Below are 2,140 nucleotides of genomic sequence, written 5' to 3' on the forward strand. Positions count from 1 at the left end.
CCGGTAGCCGCGCTCGCCGACGACGGTGTCCAGGCCGTCCGGGAGGGAGGCGACCAGGCCGTCCAGGCGCGAGCGGCGCAGGGCCTCCCACAGCTCCTCCTCGGCCGCGCCGGGCCGGGCCAGCAGCAGGTTGGCCCGTACCGACTCGTGGAAGAGGTGCCCGTCCTGGGTGACCATGCCCAGGGTGTCGCGGATCGAGTCGGCGCTGAGGTCGCGCACGTCGATCCCGCCCAGGCGCACCGAGCCCGCGTCCGCGTCGTACAGGCGCGGCAGCAGCTGGGCGATGGTGGACTTGCCGGCGCCGGAGGAGCCGACCAGGGCGACCATCTGGCCGGGTTCGGCGCGGAAGGACACCTCGTGCAGCACCTGGGTGCCGCCGCGGGAGTCGAGGACGGCCACCTCCTCCAGGGAGGCCAGCGACACCTTGCCGGGGGAGGGGTAGCCGAAGGAGACCCGGTCGAACTCCACCGCCACCGGGCCCTCGGGCACCCGGCGGGCGTCCGGCTTCTCGGCGATCAGCGGCTTCAGGTCGAGGATCTCGAAGACCCGCTCGAAGCTGACCATCGCGCTCATCACCTCGACCCGCGCCCCGGCCAGCGCGGTCAGCGGGGCGTACAGCCGGGTCAGGAGCAGGGCCAGGGCGACGACCGAGCCGGCCTCCAGGCTGCCGCGCAGGGCGTAGTAGCCGCCCAGCCCGTAGACCAGCGCCAGGGCCAGCGCGGAGACCAGGGTGAGGGCCGTGATGAACGCCGACTGGGCCATCGCCGTACGGATCCCGATGTCCCGCACCCGGGCCGCGCGGGCCGCGAACTCGGCGGACTCGTCGGCGGGCCGCCCGAACAGCTTGACGAGGGTGGCGCCGGGCGCGGAGAACCGTTCCGTCATCTGTGTGCCCATCGCCGCGTTCAGCGCCGGGTGCACATCCGGCGGGCCGGCAGCACGAACACCGGCAGCAGCGCCAGGGCCAGCAGGGTGATCTGCCAGGAGATGCTCAGCATCACTCCCAGCGTCAGCAGCAGGGTCACCGTGTTGGAGACCACCCCCGACAGGGTGTTGCTGAACGCCCGCTGGGCGCCGATCACATCGTTGTTGAGGCGGCTGACCAGGGCGCCCGTCCGGGTCCGGGTGAAGAAGGCCACCGGCATCCGCTGGACGTGGTCGAAGACCGCACGGCGCAGGTCGAGGATCAGCCCCTCGCCGAGGGTGGCGGAGAGCTTGCGGGTCAGCAGCCCCAGGCCCGCCTCGGCGACCGCGATGACCGCGATCAGCAGCGCGAGGCGGGTCACCTTCCCGGTGTCGCCGTCCCCGCCCGCCTTCGCCCCCTGCACGATCGCGTCCACGATCCGGCTGGCCAGCAGCGGGGTGGCCACCGCCAGCAGCGCACCCACCACACTGAGCAGCAGGAAGAAGGTCAGGCCGCGCCGGTGCGGGCGGGCGAAGGCGGCGATCCGGCGCAGGCTCGCCGGGGAGAACGGGGGCCGGTCGCCCTGCTGGGCGTTGATCGCGCTGTGCAGCGAATGCCAGGCGGTGACTTCCATGTCCATGACCCTCACGGTAGAACCTCGACCAAACTTCAGGTCAAGGGAACGGCGCAGGACCACCCGCAAGGGGCCGGCAACGGTCAACTCCCTGCCGTCCGGAGGGATTTCCGGGAAAGGCCCGCCCGCTGCGGGCGCGGTGCCATCATCGGGGAATGACGCAGGCATCGCCCTTCGCCGGCCCCGGCCGGCCCTCCGCCGACACCGTCCTGGAGCGCTTCGAGCAGTGGGCCCGCGACACCCCCGGGGCCCCCGCCGTCATCACCCGCGGCGGAGACCTCTCCTACGCCGGACTCGACGCACGCGCCAACCGGCTCGCCCACCACCTCCTCGCCCGGGGCCTGCCCGCCGACGCCCGCGTCGCCATCGCCCCACCCGCCGCGAGGACACCGTCGTCGCCCTCCTCGCCACCCTCAAGGCGGGCGCCGCCTACGCCCTGCTCGACGCCGGGGACACCCGCACCGCGCGGGTGCAGCTCACCGCCCTCGCACCCGACCTGCTGCTCACCGACACCGCGGGGGAGGCCCGCCTGGACCAGGGCGAGGGCCTCCCGGCCCTGCTCACGGACGCGGAAGCCGAAGGGACGTCCGCCCGGCCCGCCC

Annotated in this window: 1 protein-coding gene and 1 pseudogene; one reads left to right on the plus strand and one right to left on the minus strand. The window is 73.9% G+C overall.

The annotated features are described in order from the left end of the window. A pseudogene (locus tag VR44_RS39075) lies at positions 1 to 1,544 on the minus strand (ABC transporter ATP-binding protein); the annotation flags it as partial. Positions 1,545 to 1,693: 149 nt separating this feature from the next. Here VR44_RS39075 and VR44_RS44645 point away from each other — a divergent pair. Further along, positions 1,694 to 2,140 (plus strand): AMP-binding protein (locus tag VR44_RS44645; protein ID WP_157880553.1); only part of this gene is annotated, 447 nt, incomplete at its 3' end.

Source organism: Streptomyces katrae (assembly GCF_000966975.1).
Taxonomy (GTDB): domain Bacteria; phylum Actinomycetota; class Actinomycetes; order Streptomycetales; family Streptomycetaceae; genus Streptomyces; species Streptomyces katrae.